Origin of the sequence: Croceibacterium sp. TMG7-5b_MA50 (assembly GCF_039830145.1) — a bacterium.
Classification (GTDB): Bacteria; Pseudomonadota; Alphaproteobacteria; order Sphingomonadales; family Sphingomonadaceae; genus Croceibacterium.
Genome location: NZ_CP156082.1, coordinates 966,850 through 982,681, shown reverse-complemented (window position 1 = coordinate 982,681; position 15,832 = coordinate 966,850). Strand labels below are relative to the sequence as shown.

Here is a 15,832-nt window from a genome sequence, read left to right as displayed (position 1 = left end):
GCCTGCCCATGGACCAGTGGATCATCGAGATCGTCGGGCGCGGCGGGTACCTCGGCATCGCGCTGCTGATGGCGCTGGAGAACATCATTCCGCCGATCCCGTCGGAGCTGATCATGGGGCTGGGCGGCATTCTGGTCGCTCGCGGTGTCATGGAGTTCTGGCCGTTGCTGCTGGTCGGCACGCTGGGTACCACGGCGGGCAATTACGTCTGGTTCTGGATCGGCCACCGCTTCGGCTATGCCCGCTTGCAGCCGCTGATCGCCCGCTGGGGGCGCTGGTTGACCCTGGAGTGGGAGGACGTGGAGCGGACCAGCCGATTTTTCCGCAAGCATGGTCACTGGGTTGTCTTTGCCCTGCGCTTCTCCCCCTTTCTGCGGACGATGATTTCTCTCCCGGCAGGCTTGTTGCAGATGCCGGCGGGCAAGTTCCTGCTGTTCACCTTCGCCGGGTCGGCCATCTGGAACGCGATCCTGATCCTGGGCGGGCGATATTTGTCCCGGTACATCGAGCAGTATGAGGGCGCGATGACGTGGGTGATCGTCGGGTCGGTGGCCTTTGGCGTGCTGTTGTACCTGTACCGGGTCCTAACCTGGAAGCCGCGAGCGGAGCGGAGCTGATCCGCCGCACCGTTAGCTTCTGGGATGAGCCCTGCGGTAGGTCTCCAGCAAGCTTGCCGCATCCACCTGCGTGTAGATCTGGGTCGAACCCAGGCTCGCATGGCCGAGCAGTTCCTGTAGTGACCTGAGGTCCGCCCCATTCCCAAGCAGATGCGTGGCGAAGCTGTGGCGTAGCGCGTGCGGCGTCGCAGTCGCGGGCAGCCCCAGCACGATGCGGGCGCGGGCTGCGGCCTTCTGCACCATCCCTTGCGCCAGAGGGCCGCCTTTCGCACCGCGGAACAGCGCCTGATCGCGCGCGAGCGGCCAAGGGCAGGCGGCGGCATAGGCGTCCACCGCCTGTCGCACGATGGGCAGCAGCGGCACCACCCGCTGCTTCGATCCCTTGCCGGTGACGCGCAACGTTTCGCCCAGCGGCAGGTCTGCGCCGGTCAACGACAGCGCCTCGGCAATGCGCAGCCCCGCGCCATACATCAGCAGCAGCACGGCGCGGTCGCGGGCGCCGATCCATGCCTGCTGCGCATCGTCGGCGACCAGCGCGGCGAGATTTACGGCGTCGTCCGGCGTGACGGGCCGGGGCAGGCCACGCTTGATGCGCGGACCCCGCATGCGGGGCAGGGTGTTGGCGGTGTCGCCCGCCTGCGTTTTCGCAAAGGCGATAAAGCCGCGGATCGCCGACAGCTCCCGCGCGGCGGAGACGTTGCCGATGCCCGCCAGGCGCCGCGTTGCCAGATGTTCCCGCAAGCTACGCGCATCCAGGGCTGCTATGCTTGCCCAATCGGCGGCTCCGGTCGCGTCCAGCAGCCGCGCGGCCGTCGTGCCATAGGCGCGGACCGTGTGCGGCGAAAGACGCCGCCCATGCGCCAGATGCTCATGCCATGATTCCAGCAGATCCGCGCGCGTGGTCGGCGGGGTTGTCATGCCGAAACCAGGCTGTCGGCCACCAGCTCGCCCAATAGCGCGTCCAGCAGCGGCATACCTGCTTCGGTGATGCCGATCCGTTGCCCACTTTCCCACACCAGTCCGTTTGCGCGGTGGAACCCGAGCTTGCGCTGGTTCACCAGCGTCTCCTGAGGCAGGCCTAAGCGGGTGGCCAGGTTGGCGAGGTCCACGCCTTCGGCAAGTCGGAGGCCCATCAACAATGCCTCTGCCGCCTGCTCGGGCATGGCCAAAACCCGCTCGTGCTTGATGCCATGACCGTTGCGCGCCACCGCCGCGAGCCAGTTCTCCGGTTTGCGGTGGCGTTCCGTGGCGCAACCTGCCCGGCGGCCATGCGCGCCCGGACCGATCGCGCAATGGTCCTGGTACCGCCAGTAGGTCAGGTTGTGGCGGCTCTCCTCGCCCGGACGCGCGTGATTGCTAATCTCGTAGGCGGGCAGGCCGGCGGCAGAGGTCATGGTACGCGTGAGCGCGAACAGCTCGCCCCCCGCATCATCGTTGAGTGGGGCGAAAGCGCCCTGCCTGACGTCGGTCGCGAAGCGCGTGCCTTCCTCGATCGTGAGCTGATACAGCGAAAGGTGGCCAGTGCCGAGGGACAGGGCACGCGAGAGTTCCTGCGCCCAACTGTCGGGCGTATGATCCGGTCGCGCATAGATCAGGTCGCAGCTGACGCGGCCGAAATGTGCTTGCGCCACGTCCAGGGCGCGGAGCGCCTCAGCCGCGTTGTGCAGGCGGCCAAGGAAGCGCAGCGCCTCGTCGTCAAGGGCCTGCAGGCCGATGGATGCGCGGTTCACGCCCACCGCTGCCAGCCCGGAGAACCGACGGGCCTCCACGCTTGAGGGGTTGGCCTCCAGCGTGATCTCGATGCCAGGGGCGAAGCTCCACAGGCGCTCCGCCTCCGCCAGCAGGTCCGCGACCAGAGCCGGGGACATAAGCGACGGGGTGCCGCCGCCGAAGAAGATCGACGCCAGCCGCTCCCCGCCGCCTATGGCAGCCTCATGCCGCATGTCGGCCAGCAGCGCGGCCCGCCAGTCCGCCTCGTCCACGGATGCGCGGACATGCGAGTTGAAGTCGCAGTAAGGACACTTTTTCAGGCAGAACGGCCAGTGGATGTAGAGGGCGCGGGCCATCGGTTTGCCTTACGCGTCGAACTGCTCCGCCACCAGCCTGGCGAAGGCGGCTGCGCGATGGCTGATCGCCTGCTTGGCCGCGGGCTCCAGCTCGGCGAAGGTGCGGGTCTCTCCGGCGGGCACGAAGACCGGGTCATAGCCGAACCCCATCGTGCCGCGTGGCGGCCACGTCAGGGTGCCGTCCACCCGGCCTTCGTAGACGGCCTGTTCGCCGTCCGGCCAGGCGAGTGCCAGCACGCTGGTGAACCACGCATCGCGCGGCGCATCGGGACCAAGCTGGCACAGCATGCCTTCGACCTTGCCCATCGCCATGAACCAGTCACGCCCGGCGGGCCCTTCGAACCATTGCCGTTCCGCCCAGTCCGCCGTGTAGACGCCGGGACGGCCATCCAGCGCGGCAACGGAAAGGCCACTGTCATCGGCCAGTGCGGGGAGACCCGATTCCTTGGCGGCGGCATGTGCCTTGATCAGCGCGTTGGCGGTGAAGCTGGCGCCGGTTTCTGCCGGCTCAGGCAGGCCGAGGGCACCGGCGCTGATGCATTCGGTGCCAAAAGGCGCCAGCAAGGCATTCATTTCCTTCAGCTTGCCGGCATTGTGGGTGGCGATCACCAGCTTGCCGGGGCCAAGACGACGGCTCATCCGCGGACGGCCTGCTGCTGGGCCGCGAAGATGCGGTCGCAGCCCATGCGCGACAGGCGCAGGAGTCGCAGCAGGGCCTCCTCGTCATAGCAGGCGCCTTCCGCCGTCGCCTGGACCTCGGCAATCTTGCCGCCTTCCAGCAACACGAAGTTCGCATCGGCGTCGGCTGCGTTGTCCTCGATGTAGTCGAGGTCTAGCACGGGAGTGCCCTGGTGGATGCCGCAGCTGACCGCCGCCACCTTGGAGAGGATCGGGTCGGCCTGGATCGCGCCGGAGGCCATCAGCTTGTCCACGGCGATGCGCAGCGCCACCCATGCGCCGGAAATGCTGGCGGTGCGGGTGCCGCCATCAGCCTGGATAACGTCGCAGTCGAGCGTGATCTGCCGCTCCCCAAGCTTCTGCAGATCCACGACCGCGCGCAAGGAACGGCCGATAAGCCGCTGAATCTCCTGTGTCCGGCCGCTCTGCTTGCCCTTGGCCGCTTCGCGGCTCCCGCGGGTGTGCGTCGCGCGGGGCAGCATCGAATATTCCGCCGTGACCCAGCCCTGGCCTTTGCCGCGCAGGAAAGGGGGCACCCGTTCCTCAACGCTGGCGGTGACCAGCACGCGGGTGTCGCCGAACCCGATCAGGCATGATCCTTCCGCATGCTTGGTGAAGCCGGTCTCGATGGTGATAGCGCGCATCTCGTCGGGCGCGCGGCCGGAAGGTCGCATGGATGATCCTTGGTCTGTGAGCGTCTTTTCGCCCCGCGCCCTAGCGGCTAGATTGCGCGGTGTCATGGCCTCCCCACCGATCAGCGAACTGACCGACCGCGCACGCGACATCTTCCGCCTTGTCGTGGAAGGCTATCTCAGCAGCGGCATTCCCATGGGCTCGAAGACGCTGGCGCAGGGGCAGGGTATAAACCTGTCACCAGCCTCCATCCGATCCGTGCTCGCAGAACTGGAGCGGGCAGGGCTGCTGGCGGCGCCGCATACCAGCGCCGGGCGCATGCCGACGGAGCAGGGTCTGCGCCTGTTCGTGGACGGCATGATGCAGGTCGCCGAACCGACGCGGGAGGAACGCGCCGCGATCGAGCAGCGGCTGTCGGGAGCGGGCCCGGTCGAAGCGGCGCTCGAGGCCACAAGTGCGATCCTGTCCGACATCTCCGGTGCTGCAGGCATGGTGCTGGTGCCCCGGCGGGAGCCGCGCCTTGCCCAGATGAGTCTTGTCCCGCTGGACGCCGGGCGCGCGCTGGCTGTGCTGGTCGGCCTGGACGGCACGGTCGAGAACCGCATCATGGAGCTGGAGGATGGCGCGTCCGTCATGGCGCTGCAGCAGGCGTCCAATTACATCTCCGCCCGGCTGGCGGGCCGCACGCTGGCCGAAGCATCCGGAGCCATGCAGGCGGAGATCGCGAGCGGCCGGTCCGCGCTGGACAGTGCTGCGGCCGATCTGGTCGGCCGGGGACTGGCGGTGTGGAGCCAGGATGCGGCGCGCAGGCCGGTGCTGATCGTGCGCGGGCAGGCTAACCTGCTGGATGAAACAGCGCTCGGCGATATTGAGCGGGTGCGATCGCTATTGGACGATCTGGAGAGCAAGCAGTCGGTGGCCGACCTTCTCGACAGCGCGCGGGAGGCGGAATCGACCCGTATCTTCATCGGCAGCGAGAACCGGCTGTTCGCGCTGTCGGGCTCCAGCGTAATCGCGGCGCCTTATCGCGACCGGGAAGGAAGGGTGGTCGGCGTGCTGGGCGTGATCGGCCCCACGCGGTTGAATTACGCCAGGGTTGTGCCCATGGTGGATTTTACCGCCCGCTCTCTGGGCAGACGGATAGGTTGACGGGATTGCAATGAACAACATGGACGAGACGCAGGATCAGGCCCCCGAGCTGGACGCCGCCGCCGATGAGGGGCAGGATACGTCCGGTGAGCTGGCGGCGCTGCGCGAAGAACTGGCCGCTGCGCGGCAGGACGTGCTCTATGCCCGCGCGGAAACGCAGAATGTGCGCCGGCGGCTGGAGAAGGACATGGCGGATGCGCGCGCCTATGCCGCCACAGGCTTTGCACGGGATATCCTGTCGGTTGGCGATAACCTGACGCGGGCGATCGATGCAGTGCCTGCCGAGCTGCGGGCCGACGACAAGTTCAAGGGCCTGGTAGCCGGCATCGAGGCGACGCAGCGCGAACTCGATAAGGTGTTCACCCAGCACGGCATCACCCGCATCGCGGCGGTGGGGCTGCCGCTTGATCCCAACCAGCACCAGGCGATGCTGGAAGTGCCGAGCGCGGACGTCGAACCCGGGACCGTGGTGCAGGAGATGCAGGCGGGTTACATGATCCGTGATCGCTTGCTGCGGCCTGCCATGGTGGGTGTCGCCCGCAAGCCCGACTGAGTTGCTGGCGGGAACCTGTCACCGGTGTCTTCGTAGGGTTGGCGAAACCAAACCCTTCGGAGATCATCATGATTAATCGCGTTCTGCTTGCCTCTGTCGTTTCCGCCGCGGCTCTTTCGCTGGGCGCCTGCGCCAACAATTATGCGGCAGAAGGCGGCTTGGCTGGCGCGGCAGCCGGCGCCGGCATCGGTGCGGTGACCGGTGGCGATGTCGGAACTGGTGCTGCCGTGGGCGGTGCCGCCGGTGCCGTCGGTGGGGCGCTGATCGATCGCAACGACGAGGAATAATGCGTCCAGCCGGCGGTGCGCACCATCTGGTGCGCGCCGCCGGTCGCGATCAAGCGACCTTGGCAGGCGCTTGCCGGCAGGAACTTAGCCGCAGCCGAGGTGTATTTCCTGTGTTTCGGGGAACACAGGAGCGATACAATGAGAACTAATCCGCTGTTTGCGACGGCCTTGGCCCTTTCCACCCTCTCACTCGGCGCATGTGCCGAGAATTATGCAGCCGAAGGCGCGGGTCTGGGAGCCGTGGCAGGTGCGGCGATCGGCGCCGTCACGGGTGGCGACGTGCTGACGGGTGCAGCGGTGGGCGCCGCGGCAGGTGGTGCCGCCGGCTATTTCGTCGACAAGGATGACCGCTGCAACGGCTATGACAGCCGCGGCCGGTTGGACGACGATTGCTATGGCACGCAAGGCTACCCCGTTCGCCCGCGCTGACACGGACGTACCGACTGGCGAAATGGCCGCGTTTCACCCCGGAGCGCGGCCGTTTCGCTATCTGGCGGTGAAGCAGACCAGCCGGTCATAGACGGCGGCGTCCGCCACCCCGGGAAGCGCGACGCCCTGTCGCAACAGGAAAGCGTGCCGCACGATCTCAGCCTGCTGCTCAATCCCATAGCGACCAAGCTGCCAACCCGGCTTCAAGCTGTAATCATAACGGCATAGCGGATGACGGCGCAGCGGGAGGTAATACCGCCCCAATCGCTGAGTCTGCCAGACATGCGTCATCTCGTGGATGAACAATCCCTGCCGTGTCAGGGAAGCAGCGGCGAAGTCGTCGCAATAGGCGGAAGCGGAGGGGTGGAAGTGGATATGCCCGCACGGCGCCATCGCAACGTTGCGAGGCTGGAAGGGGAAGAACTTGCGCCGCCTGATCGTGACGGGCGCGTAGTCGATCGCCGATCCGAATACCGACCGTGCCAGCGCGATCTCGCCTAGGGTCAGCGGCCGCTCGCCGCCCGGCGGACAGGCGCAGGCATCCGGGTTCAGGTTGCGTCTCCGGCGGCGCGCACCTCGGCCGGGAAGCTGACCTTGTCCCCGTCGGCGAAGGTGAGTGTTACCTCCGCCTGGCTGCCCACTGTCAGCCCCGGGCCGAGATCGCTAACCATCACATGCATGCCGCCGGGCGCGAAGCTGACGGTTTCGCCGGCCGCCACCGGCACCTGCGTCAGGTGCGCCATGCTGGTGGTGCCGCCTTCGGTTCGGGTGGTGTGCAGCATGGCCATCCCGGCGCCGGTGACGTTGGCGGCGGCGATCTGCACGTCGGCGTCGCCGCCGTTCACGATCGTGAAGTAGATCGCGCCGGGATTGCCGCCGACCGGAGGCAGCACGAGGCGGCCTTCAGTGACCGCGATACCGCTGGGTGCTTCGGGCGCGGCAGCCTCGGTCGGCTCCGCAGCGGGTTCCTGCTGGCTGCATGCCGCAGGCAACATCGCCGCGCCGGCCAGGAGAAGGGACACGCACAGGCGACGCAAGGCAAGGGTGGGCACGCGATTTCTCCGGGTTCGATGCCCCGCGGCATAGCGGCGTGCCGCTCTTGTGCCAAGGCGACAGCGCCTTATATCGCCCGCGCTATCCGAGCCGCCGACCGGTTCTGCCACCCCATCGGGGAACCAGCAGCGCGGCGTCCAACCAAAGAAGGGAAATGGGGTAAACCATGGCCAAAGTGATCGGTATCGACCTCGGCACCACCAACTCGTGTGTGGCCGTCATGGACGGGGGCAAGCCCAAGGTCGTCGAGAATTCCGAAGGTGCGCGTACCACGCCTTCCATCACCGCCTTCACCCGCGATGGCGAGCGCCTGATCGGGCAGCCTGCCAAGCGGCAGGCGGTGACCAATCCTGACAATACTCTGTTCGCGATCAAGCGGCTGATCGGCCGCCGGTTCGAAGATCCGCTGACCCAGAAGGACATGGGCCTCGTCCCCTACGACATCGTGCGTGGCAAGAACGGCGACGCCTGGGTGGAAGCGGGCGGAACCGAATACAGCCCCAGCCAGATCAGCGCCTTCATCCTGCAGAAGATGAAGGAAACCGCCGAAGCCTATCTGGGCGAGACGGTGACGCAGGCGGTCATCACTGTGCCGGCCTACTTCAACGACGCGCAGCGCCAGGCGACCAAGGATGCCGGCCAGATCGCGGGGCTCGAGGTGCTGCGCATCATCAACGAGCCGACCGCGGCGGCGTTGGCGTATGGCATGGAGAAGAATGACGGCAAGACCATCGCCGTTTATGACCTTGGCGGCGGCACCTTCGACATCTCCGTGCTGGAAATCGGCGACGGCGTGTTCGAGGTGAAGAGCACCAATGGCGACACCTTCCTGGGCGGCGAGGATTTCGACACCGCACTGGTCGAGTACCTGGCCGACCAGTTCCAGCAGAAGGAGAACATGGATCTCCGCAAGGACAAGCTGGCGCTGCAGCGGCTGAAGGAAGCCGCCGAGAAGGCCAAGATCGAGCTGTCGTCCAGCCAGCAGACCGAGGTCAACCTGCCCTTCATCACCGCGCGCATGGAAGGTGGTTCGTCCACCCCGCTGCACCTGGTGGAGACGATCAGCCGCGCCAAGCTGGAACAGCTGGTGGATGGGCTGATCCAGCGCACCCTGGAGCCGTGCAAGAAGGCGTTGGCCGATGCGGGCCTGGACAAGGGCGGCATCGACGAGGTGATCCTGGTCGGCGGCATGACCCGCATGCCCAAGGTGCGCGAAGTCGTGGAGCAGTTCTTCGGCAAGAAGCCGCACACCGGCGTCAACCCGGACGAGGTCGTCGCCATGGGTGCCGCGATCCAGGCGGGCGTGCTGCAGGGCGACGTCAAGGACGTGCTGCTGCTCGACGTCACCCCGCTGAGCCTGGGCATCGAGACGCTGGGCGGCATCATGACCAAGATGATCGACCGCAACACCACTATCCCGACGCGCAAGTCGCAGGTCTATTCCACCGCGGACGACAACCAGCAGGCGGTGACCATCCGCGTGTTCCAGGGCGAACGCGAGATGGCGACCGACAACAAGATGCTGGGCCAGTTCGACCTGGTCGGCATCCCGCCCGCGCCGCGCGGCGTGCCGCAGATCGAGGTGACGTTCGATATCGACGCCAACGGCATCGTGAACGTGTCGGCCAAGGACAAGGGCACCGGCAAGGAGCAGCAGATCCGCATCCAGGCGAGCGGCGGGCTCAGTGACAACGACATCGAGCAGATGGTGCGAGATGCCGAGAAGTTCGCCGACGAGGACAAGAAGCGCCGTGAGAGCGCTGAGGCCCGCAACATGGCCGACAGCCTGGTTCATTCCACGCAGAAGCAGTTGGACGACCATGGCGACAAGGTGGATGCGAGCGTCAAGTCCGAGATCGAGGCGGCACTCGCCGAGGTGAAGACCGCGCTGGAAGGCGACGATGCCGCCGCCATCCGCACCAAGACCGAGGCGCTTGCGCAGGTGGCGATGAAGCTGGGGCAAGCGATCTACGAGCAGGAGCAGGCCGCTTCGGTCGGTGCCGCCGGCTCTGCCGACCAGACGCAGGACGGTGGGGAAGAGGTCGTTGAGGCCGAGTTCTCCGAGGTCGAGGACGACAAGAAGGCCTGATTGTCCTGACGATGGAAACCGCAGCCGCTGCCGGGACGACAAGGACCGGCGGCGGCGAAGGTTGGGGGTTTGGACATGTCCACCATGGAAATTGATTTTTACCAGCTACTCGAGGTGAGCCGCGACGCGGATGGGGCGACGATCAAGTCGGCCTATCGCAAGCTCGCCATGAAGTATCACCCGGACCGCAATCCGGGGGATCAGGAGTGCGAGGCGCGGTTCAAGGCGATCAGCGTCGCCTATGATTGCCTGAAGGACCCGCAGAAGCGGGCTGCCTACGACCGGTACGGCCATGCCGCCTTCACGCAAAGCGGGGGCGGACAGGGTCGTGGCGGGCAGGATTTTGGCGATATCGGCGACATCTTCGAAACGATCTTCGGCAGCGCCTTTGGCGGTGGCGGCGGGCGAGGTACGCGTGCACGGCGTGGCGCGGACCTGCGGTACGATCTGGAGATCGGGCTGGAAGACGCGTTTCACGGCAAGTCCACCGAGATCAAGGTGGAGGTGTCGGTCGGCTGCGACATATGCGACGGCACCGGGGCGGAACCCGGAACCTCGCGCCGGGGCTGCCCCACCTGCCACGGCCACGGCAAGGTTCGCGCGCAGCAGGGCCTGTTCGTGATCGAACGGCCGTGCCCCACCTGCCATGGTCGGGGTGAGGTCATCGAGAAGCCGTGCCGCGCCTGCCGTGGCGAGGGGCGGATCGACAAGGTGCAGGAGTTGCAGGTCGACATCCCGCCGGGTGTGGACAGCGGTACCCGCATCCGCCTGACCGGGAAGGGGGAGGCCGGGCCGATGGGCGCACCGCCAGGCGACCTCTACATTTTCATCCACGTGAAGGCGCACCCGGTGTTCCAGCGCGAAGGGACTGCGCTGTTCAGCCGAGTTCCTGTCAGCTTCACCACGGCCGCACTTGGTGGAGAGATCGAGATTCCCGGACTGGATGGCGAGACCCACGTCATTACCATTCCGGCCGGCATCCAGTCGGGCAAGCAGCTGCGCAAACGTGGCGCCGGGATGCCGGTGCTGCAGGGTCGTGGCCGCGGCGATCTGGTGACGGAGATCATGGTGGAGACACCGACCCGACTTTCTGCACGGCAGAGAGAGTTGCTGCGCGAGTTCCAGGAGACGGAGACGGGCGAGGAATGTCCGGAAAGCCGCGGCTTCTTCGACCGGCTGAAGGACGCCTTCACCGGGTGAGCTTGTGTTCCGTGTCCGTTCCGATTAGCGCCGGGCCATGGTAAAGGCAAAGCGGCGCTACATCTGCACGGAATGTGGCAGCGTGCATTCGCGTTGGCAGGGCCAGTGCGTGGATTGTTCGCAGTGGAACACGCTGGTGGAGGATGCGCCGGCCACCGTCTTTTCCGTCAAGCATGACCTGTCGGCCGGCGGCCGGGCGATCACTTTCGAGACGCTAGATGCGCCTACGGTCCCGCTCGCCCGCCGGACCACGGGCCTTGCGGAGTTCGATCGGGCACTGGGCGGCGGCATCGTGCCGGGCTCCGCCATCCTGATGGGTGGCGAGCCGGGGATCGGCAAATCCACGCTTCTGCTGCAGGCCGCCGCCAGCGTAGCGAAGTCGGGTGCGTCCGCCGTGTATATCAGCGGCGAGGAAGCGACCGGGCAGGTGCGCCTGCGCGCCGCACGCCTGGGGCTTGCGGATGCGCCGTTGCGGCTGGCTGCGGCTACCAATGTTCGTGACATACTGACAACGCTGGGCGGCGGGGAGGCCCCAGCCTTGCTGATCGTCGATTCCATTCAGACGATGCATTCCGACACCATCGAGGGCGCGCCGGGTACCGTCAGCCAAGTGCGCGCCTCCGCTTTCGAGCTGATCCGTTATGCCAAGGAAAACGGCGTGGCGCTGGTACTGGTCGGTCATGTGACCAAGGACGGCACCATCGCCGGACCACGCGTGCTGGAGCACATGGTGGACGTGGTGATGAGCTTCGAGGGGGAGCGCAGTCACCAGTACCGCATCCTGCGCAGCCTCAAGAACCGTTTCGGCGCCGTGGATGAGATTGGCGTCTTCGCCATGGAGAGCGAAGGCCTGGAGGAGGTCGCCAATCCTTCCACCCTGTTCCTGTCCGGTCGCGAGGATCCGGTCGCCGGCACTTCTGTCTTCCCGGCGATGGAGGGCACCCGGCCCGTGCTGGTGGAGGTACAGGCGTTGATCGTCCGCCTGCAATCGGGTGCCACCCCGCGCCGTGCCGTGGTCGGCTGGGACAGCGGACGGCTTGCCATGCTGCTCGCCGTGCTGGAGGCGCGCTGCGGGCTGAACTTCTCCAGCGCGGAGGTCTACCTCAACGTAGCGGGCGGGTATCGCCTGTCCGACCCCGCAGCCGATCTGGCGGTCGCCGCTGCTCTGGTAAGCGCACTTGCCGACAAGCCGCTGCCCTTGCGCGCGATCTGGTTCGGCGAGGTCTCGCTATCGGGAGAGGTCCGCCCGGTCGCGCATGCAGCCCTGCGCCTGCGCGAGGCGGCCAAGCTGGGCTTCGATCAAGGGAATGGCCCCATCGACACGGCGAAGAGCGGCATCGGCCTGCATAACCGCCATCTCGCCAGCCTGCCCAACCTCGTTGACCGGATCATGGGCGGGCAATAGTCACGGCGAATGACCGGTTTCGACATCTTCGCGCTGCTGGTGGTCGGCCTTGCCGCGATCGGCGGTCTCACGCGCGGCTTCGTGCAGGAGGCGTTGTCGCTGGCCGCGTGGGTGGTGGCGATCGTCGCCATTCGCTGGTTCCATACGGACCTGACCCAATGGCTGGTGGAACCTGTCGGCAGCGCCTCCGGCGCAGCCGTTCTGGCGTTCGCGCTGCTGCTGCTGATCCCGTATCTGAGCCTGCGCGTCATTGCGACGCAAGCAGGGCAGACCTCCCGCAAGTCCATTCTGGGACCGTTCGATCGCGTGCTCGGCCTTGGGTTCGGCGCGCTGAAGGGGTTCGTGATCGTCATCATGGCCTTTTCCATGCTGGTGCTTGGATACGACACGATCTGGGGCGCGGGCGGGCGCCCGCTCTGGTTGACGGAGGCCCGGACCTATCCTCTTGTCAACGCCAGCGCCGACTGGATGGTGAACCTGATCTGTGAGCAGCGCGCCCTGCTGGATACCGTGGAAGAGCCCGCACGATGAGCACGGCGAAATTGTACACGCCGCAGGTGCTTGGGCTGGCTATGGAACTCGCCAGATGGCCGCTTCTGCCGGACGCGGTTGCGGTAGGCGAGGCACGCTCGCCCACCTGCGGCAGCACCATCGCGCTCGGCCTCCGTCAGGACGGAGCTGGTCGGGTAACCGACTTCGGCATGCAGGTCCGGGCCTGCGCCATCGGGCAGGCGGCGGCAGCGTTGTTCGGACGCAGTATCGTCGGGCGCGATGCGGCGGAGATCGGGTCTGCACTGGACGCGATTGCCGCCTGGCTGGCTGGAGAGCGTACGCTGCCTGACTGGCCCGGGCTCGAATTGCTGGAGCCTGCGCGCGACTATCCGGCTCGCCACGGCGCCATCCTGCTGCCGTGGCAAGCGGCCATGGCTGCTCTTTTCCCCGCGCCGTTCCCGGCCTAACCACCCGCGGACAGGAGCGATCGGCAGCATGGACAGGGAAGTCGGCACGCAGGAGCCCGATGCCGGTGAAATCCGGCTGGTCATTGCTGCGTCCTCCGCCGGTACGCTGTTCGAATGGTACGACTTCTTTATCTACGGTACGCTGGCGCCTTTCATCGCGGCGGCATTCTTTCCCAGTGACAATGCCACCCTGTCCCTTCTCCTGACCTGGGCTGGCTTTGCCATCGGCTTCGGGTTCCGGCCCCTGGGCGCAGTGCTGTTCGGGTATTGGGGCGATCGGCTTGGTCGCAAGTACACCTTCCTGGTGACGGTGGTGCTGATGGGCATCGCCACGGCGGGCGTCGGTCTGATCCCGTCGGAGGAGACGATCGGCCTTGCCGCGCCGGTGATCATCATCCTGCTGCGGATTGCGCAGGGCTTGGCGCTCGGCGGCGAGTATGGTGGAGCGGCGACCTACGTGGCGGAACATTCCCCGCCGGAAAAGCGCGGCTTCTATACGGGATTCATCCAGGCCAGCGTGGTCGCCGGCTTCGTGCTGAGCGTCGCAGTGGTGCTCGCCTGTCGTGCGCTGATCCCCGCCGATGCCTTCGCCTCATGGGGCTGGCGCGTGCCGTTCTGGCTATCGATCGCGCTGCTCGCGATCTCGCTGTGGATGCGCCTGAAGCTGAACGAGAGCCCGGTGTTTCGCGCAATGAAGGCGGAGGGACGCACCAGCGCTAACCCGTTTGTCGAAAGCTTCACCTATCCTGGCAACAAGCGGCGCATCCTGGTCGCGCTGTTCGGCGTCACCTGTGGGCTGACCATCACCTTCTACACCGCCGTGTTCGCGTCCCTGTCATTCCTGAAAGGGCCGATGCGCGTGACCGATAATGTGGCGGAGGTGCTGGTCGGCATCGGTGCGCTGGCGTCCGTTGGCACGCTGGTCTGGTTTGGGCGCCTGTCCGACCGGATAGGCCGGCGTAAGCCGATCCTGTGGGGCTATGTCGCGGCGATCGTGCTGCTGTTCCCATTGTTCTGGGGATTGGCCGCGCTCGCCAATCCGGAGCTGGCGAGGGCGCAGCGAGATCATCCGGTAACGCTGGCCGGGCCGGGCTGCGAGTACGACCCGCTGGCCAGCCAGCAGGCTGCCGAATGCGCCAGACTGATGGCCAGCCTGACGGACCGGGGCATCCCCTACGATGCCGAGCCTGCGGGTGCGCTCGCCATCCGCTTCGGCGATGAGAGCATATCACTCGCCGCCACCGGCAACCTGCCGCTGGTGGAGCGTGAACTGACGGCGCGCGGCTTCATCGGGCCGGATCAGGTGCCGCCGCCGGCGAACATGGTTGGAATTGTGTTGATCGTGTTCGTCCTCGGCGCGCTGACCGGGGCGACCTTCGGCCCGGTCGCCGCCCTGCTTACAGAGATGTTCCCGGCGCGGATCCGCTATTCTTCCATGTCGATTCCCTATCACATTGGCGCCGGCTATTTCGGTGGCTTCCTGCCGCTCATCTCCGCCTACATCGTGGCGCGGACCGGCGATCTGCTGGCGGGATTATGGTACACCTTTATCCTCCTGGTAGTGGCCTTCGTCGTCGCATGGTCTGGCCTGCCCAAAGGGCCGCCCCGGGACTTTGTCGAGGTTGACTGACAGCATCGTGCAGCCGCCCCCGCCACCCTTGCGCCTGCGCATCGACGCTGGCGCGCTCGCCGCGAATTGGCGGGCACTTGATGCATTATCCGGCGGTGCGTCCGCTGGTGCGGCGGTCAAGGCGGATGCCTATGGCCTGGGTGTGGCGCAGGTTGTGCCGGTGCTGCGCGATGCCGGCGTGCGCGATTTCTTCGTCGCCCACTGGCTGGAGGTGCCGGCAGTGCTCGCGCATGTGCCCCCCGAACAGGTGGCCGTGCTGCATGGCCCGGTGACAGCGGAGGATGCGACCTTCGCCCGCGCGGTCGGCGTCAGACCGGTGATCAACAGTGTGGAGCAGGCTGGGTTGTGGCATGCCGCAGGTGGGGGTCCCTGCGACCTGATGGTTGATACCGGCATGAACCGGCTGGGGCTGCCGCTGCCGCAACTCTCCGAACAGGACATCGTCAGGTTGAATGTGCAGGTGCTGCATTCGCATCTGGCGTCCGCAGATGAGGACGATCTCCAGAATCGTCAGCAGTTGGCGTCTTTCAGGTCCATCGGCTCGCAATTTTCGACGGCACGCCGGGCGTTGGCGAACAGCGCCGGCATAGCATTGGGCCGCGAGTTCGCGTTCGACGTGACCCGGCCCGGCTTGGCGCTTTACGGTGGCATTCCACGGCCGGAGTTGGCGGGAACGATCAGGCAGACCGCTTTTCCGCAGTGCCGGATATTGCAGGTGCGACAGATCGATGCCGGTGACCGGGTTGGGTATAACGGAATATTCACGGCGGTCGCGCCGATGCGGGTCGGCACGGTGGCGCTGGGCTATGCGGACGGCTTCCTGCGCGCTTGGGGCGGCAAGGGGGCGCTGGAATGCGAGGGGGTTGTCCTGCCACTCCTAGGAAGAGTGTCGATGGACATGGTCATCGTTGACCTGTCCGCCGCGCCCGATTGCGGTCCGGGAGACTGGCTCGACGTACCGTACGACCTGCCGACGGCCGCCGCGACGACGGGGCTCAGCCAATATGAACTCCTCACCTTGCTAGGTCCCAGACTGGCACGCACGACCACCGGCGTGTGAGCAAGATGTTGCGCCTGCCATGTT

General features: G+C 66.5%; 18 protein-coding genes. 12 read left to right on the top strand and 6 right to left on the bottom strand.

Features of this window, described 5'->3' with window-relative positions; genetic code table 11:
* The first annotated feature begins 8 nt into the window (after positions 1-8).
* Positions 9-617, top strand: a complete 609-nt coding sequence (locus V5740_RS04885; protein WP_347303956.1) for a DedA family protein — start codon at positions 9-11, stop codon at positions 615-617.
* 12 nt (positions 618-629) lie between these two features.
* Here the strand turns inward: V5740_RS04885 and V5740_RS04880 are convergent, their stop codons facing one another.
* The 4 genes from V5740_RS04880 to rph are packed head-to-tail and all read right to left on the bottom strand — an operon-like array spanning position 630 to position 4,035.
* Positions 630-1,535: a tyrosine recombinase XerC gene (locus V5740_RS04880; RefSeq protein ID WP_347303955.1), complete on the bottom strand. Its 906-nt coding sequence runs from the start codon at positions 1,533-1,535 to the stop codon at positions 630-632.
* Positions 1,532-2,683 (bottom strand): radical SAM family heme chaperone HemW, encoded by a 1,152-nt coding sequence (gene hemW / locus V5740_RS04875; RefSeq protein WP_347303954.1) that lies wholly within the window; start codon positions 2,681-2,683, stop codon positions 1,532-1,534. Before hemW ends, V5740_RS04880 begins: the two co-directional genes overlap by 4 nt.
* A 9-nt stretch (positions 2,684-2,692) precedes the next feature.
* The gene (rdgB, locus tag V5740_RS04870; RefSeq protein WP_347303953.1) at positions 2,693-3,322 is read right to left on the bottom strand and encodes an RdgB/HAM1 family non-canonical purine NTP pyrophosphatase; all 630 of its coding nucleotides are present in this window, start codon (positions 3,320-3,322) and stop codon (positions 2,693-2,695) included.
* On the bottom strand, positions 3,319-4,035 hold the full coding sequence (gene rph / locus V5740_RS04865; RefSeq protein ID WP_347303952.1) for a ribonuclease PH: 717 nt from the start codon (positions 4,033-4,035) through the stop codon (positions 3,319-3,321). The genes rdgB and rph overlap by 4 nt, the downstream gene beginning before the upstream one ends.
* Before the next feature lie 64 nt (positions 4,036-4,099).
* On the opposite strand from rph, the gene hrcA reads away from it, so the two are divergent.
* The 4 genes from hrcA (at position 4,100) to V5740_RS04845 (ending at position 6,412) form a co-directional block, all read left to right on the top strand.
* Positions 4,100-5,143, top strand: a complete 1,044-nt coding sequence (hrcA, locus tag V5740_RS04860; RefSeq protein ID WP_347303951.1) for a heat-inducible transcriptional repressor HrcA — start codon at positions 4,100-4,102, stop codon at positions 5,141-5,143.
* A gap of 19 nt (positions 5,144-5,162) precedes the next feature.
* Complete coding sequence (locus tag V5740_RS04855) at positions 5,163-5,696, top strand: nucleotide exchange factor GrpE (RefSeq protein ID WP_347303950.1); 534 nt, start codon at positions 5,163-5,165, stop codon at positions 5,694-5,696.
* Between the two features lie 68 nt (positions 5,697-5,764).
* Positions 5,765-5,983 (top strand): glycine zipper domain-containing protein, encoded by a 219-nt coding sequence (locus V5740_RS04850; RefSeq protein ID WP_347303949.1) that lies wholly within the window; start codon positions 5,765-5,767, stop codon positions 5,981-5,983.
* Between the two features lie 138 nt (positions 5,984-6,121).
* On the top strand, positions 6,122-6,412 hold the full coding sequence (locus tag V5740_RS04845; RefSeq protein WP_347303948.1) for a YMGG-like glycine zipper-containing protein: 291 nt from the start codon (positions 6,122-6,124) through the stop codon (positions 6,410-6,412).
* Positions 6,413-6,469: 57 nt separating this feature from the next.
* Here the strand turns inward: V5740_RS04845 and V5740_RS04840 are convergent, their stop codons facing one another.
* A complete protein-coding gene (locus tag V5740_RS04840) occupies positions 6,470-6,964 on the bottom strand; it encodes a vgr related protein (RefSeq protein ID WP_347304445.1) in 495 nt (164 codons plus the stop codon).
* Positions 6,961-7,434: a copper chaperone PCu(A)C gene (locus tag V5740_RS04835; protein ID WP_347303947.1), complete on the bottom strand. Its 474-nt coding sequence runs from the start codon at positions 7,432-7,434 to the stop codon at positions 6,961-6,963. The genes V5740_RS04840 and V5740_RS04835 overlap by 4 nt, the downstream gene beginning before the upstream one ends.
* A gap of 197 nt (positions 7,435-7,631) precedes the next feature.
* Here V5740_RS04835 and dnaK point away from each other — a divergent pair, with 197 nt between their 5' ends.
* The 7 genes from dnaK (at position 7,632) to alr (ending at position 15,808) form a co-directional block, all read left to right on the top strand.
* On the top strand, positions 7,632-9,554 hold the full coding sequence (dnaK, locus tag V5740_RS04830; protein ID WP_347303946.1) for a molecular chaperone DnaK: 1,923 nt from the start codon (positions 7,632-7,634) through the stop codon (positions 9,552-9,554).
* Between the two features lie 75 nt (positions 9,555-9,629).
* On the top strand, positions 9,630-10,754 hold the full coding sequence (gene dnaJ, locus V5740_RS04825) for a molecular chaperone DnaJ (RefSeq protein WP_347303945.1): 1,125 nt from the start codon (positions 9,630-9,632) through the stop codon (positions 10,752-10,754).
* A 37-nt stretch (positions 10,755-10,791) separates the two neighbouring features.
* Positions 10,792-12,159, top strand: coding sequence for a DNA repair protein RadA (radA, locus tag V5740_RS04820; RefSeq protein WP_347303944.1), 1,368 nt, complete (start codon positions 10,792-10,794; stop codon positions 12,157-12,159).
* Positions 12,160-12,168: 9 nt separating this feature from the next.
* Entirely contained in the window at positions 12,169-12,690 is a 522-nt protein-coding gene (locus V5740_RS04815; protein WP_347303943.1) for a CvpA family protein, read from the top strand.
* Positions 12,687-13,118: an iron-sulfur cluster assembly scaffold protein gene (locus V5740_RS04810; RefSeq protein WP_347303942.1), complete on the top strand. Its 432-nt coding sequence runs from the start codon at positions 12,687-12,689 to the stop codon at positions 13,116-13,118. Before V5740_RS04815 ends, V5740_RS04810 begins: the two co-directional genes overlap by 4 nt.
* Before the next feature lie 28 nt (positions 13,119-13,146).
* Complete coding sequence (locus V5740_RS04805; RefSeq protein WP_347303941.1) at positions 13,147-14,748, top strand: MFS transporter; 1,602 nt, start codon at positions 13,147-13,149, stop codon at positions 14,746-14,748.
* A gap of 28 nt (positions 14,749-14,776) precedes the next feature.
* Positions 14,777-15,808, top strand: a complete 1,032-nt coding sequence (gene alr, locus V5740_RS04800) for an alanine racemase (RefSeq protein ID WP_347303940.1) — start codon at positions 14,777-14,779, stop codon at positions 15,806-15,808.
* The last annotated feature ends 24 nt before the right edge of the window (positions 15,809-15,832 follow it).

Bases quoted from the DNA above. Each gene is read 5' to 3' on its own strand.
- V5740_RS04885 (WP_347303956.1), top strand. From the start codon at position 9: ATGGACCAGTGGATCATCGAGATCGTCGGGCGCGGCGGGTACCTCGGC.
- V5740_RS04880 (WP_347303955.1), bottom strand. From the start codon at position 1,535: ATGACAACCCCGCCGACCACGCGCGCGGATCTGCTGGAATCATGGCAT.
- hemW (WP_347303954.1), bottom strand. From the start codon at position 2,683: ATGGCCCGCGCCCTCTACATCCACTGGCCGTTCTGCCTGAAAAAGTGT.
- rdgB (WP_347303953.1), bottom strand. From the start codon at position 3,322: ATGAGCCGTCGTCTTGGCCCCGGCAAGCTGGTGATCGCCACCCACAAT.
- rph (WP_347303952.1), bottom strand. From the start codon at position 4,035: ATGCGACCTTCCGGCCGCGCGCCCGACGAGATGCGCGCTATCACCATC.
- hrcA (WP_347303951.1), top strand. From the start codon at position 4,100: ATGGCCTCCCCACCGATCAGCGAACTGACCGACCGCGCACGCGACATC.
- V5740_RS04855 (WP_347303950.1), top strand. From the start codon at position 5,163: ATGGACGAGACGCAGGATCAGGCCCCCGAGCTGGACGCCGCCGCCGAT.
- V5740_RS04850 (WP_347303949.1), top strand. From the start codon at position 5,765: ATGATTAATCGCGTTCTGCTTGCCTCTGTCGTTTCCGCCGCGGCTCTT.
- V5740_RS04845 (WP_347303948.1), top strand. From the start codon at position 6,122: ATGAGAACTAATCCGCTGTTTGCGACGGCCTTGGCCCTTTCCACCCTC.
- dnaK (WP_347303946.1), top strand. From the start codon at position 7,632: ATGGCCAAAGTGATCGGTATCGACCTCGGCACCACCAACTCGTGTGTG.
- dnaJ (WP_347303945.1), top strand. From the start codon at position 9,630: ATGTCCACCATGGAAATTGATTTTTACCAGCTACTCGAGGTGAGCCGC.
- radA (WP_347303944.1), top strand. From the start codon at position 10,792: ATGGTAAAGGCAAAGCGGCGCTACATCTGCACGGAATGTGGCAGCGTG.
- V5740_RS04815 (WP_347303943.1), top strand. From the start codon at position 12,169: ATGACCGGTTTCGACATCTTCGCGCTGCTGGTGGTCGGCCTTGCCGCG.
- V5740_RS04810 (WP_347303942.1), top strand. From the start codon at position 12,687: ATGAGCACGGCGAAATTGTACACGCCGCAGGTGCTTGGGCTGGCTATG.
- V5740_RS04805 (WP_347303941.1), top strand. From the start codon at position 13,147: ATGGACAGGGAAGTCGGCACGCAGGAGCCCGATGCCGGTGAAATCCGG.